The organism is Rhizobium sp. 18055, assembly GCF_902706285.1.
GTDB lineage: Bacteria > Pseudomonadota > Alphaproteobacteria > Rhizobiales > Rhizobiaceae > Rhizobium.
This window is the reverse complement of record NZ_CACSKD010000481.1, coordinates 1-390: the sequence shown is the minus strand read 5'-3', so window position 1 is coordinate 390 and position 390 is coordinate 1. Positions and strand designations below refer to the sequence as shown.

The window sequence follows — 390 nt, the reverse complement described above, 5'->3', positions numbered from 1 at the left end:
GGATATAGTAGTATCCATATATGACAAAAAAAATGACGGATTTTTTAGATGACGGTAAATAAAAAAAGACGACGTGTTCTTGTTACGGTTTCCCCCGAAATGTATGAACTTGTTCAGGCTGTTTCTAATGAGGCAAACGTAGCAACAAGCAATCTTTTGGGTGAAATGATTGAAGAATGCAAGCCTGCATTTGAAGCAATGCTGACTGCGGTTAGACAGGCGAAGAATAAGAATGCTGATACTTTTGATACGTTACAGCGTTTATTAATCTCGGCTCAATCTCAGGTCACAGATGCCCAAATTGATTTGTTAGATGAGCACAAAAAACTCAGACGGCAGACGTCTGAGAAATAGAAATGGATAAGCCCTGATGACGGTCAGGGCTTAAAG

Annotated in this window: 1 protein-coding gene; it reads left to right on the top strand. The window is 39.7% G+C overall.

Features of this window, described 5'->3' with window-relative positions; all coding sequences use genetic code 11:
- The first annotated feature begins 48 nt into the window (after window positions 1-48).
- Window positions 49-354 carry a hypothetical protein gene (locus tag GVL52_RS30115; protein ID WP_160012811.1) on the top strand — a complete coding sequence of 102 codons (306 nt, stop codon included), beginning with the start codon at window positions 49-51 and terminating at the stop codon, window positions 352-354.
- Window positions 355-390 lie beyond the last annotated feature (36 nt).

What these genes read in the sequence shown, in the direction of transcription:
- GVL52_RS30115 (WP_160012811.1), top strand. Translation starts at nt 49, where the DNA reads ATGACGGTAAATAAAAAAAGACGACGTGTTCTTGTTACGGTTTCCCCC.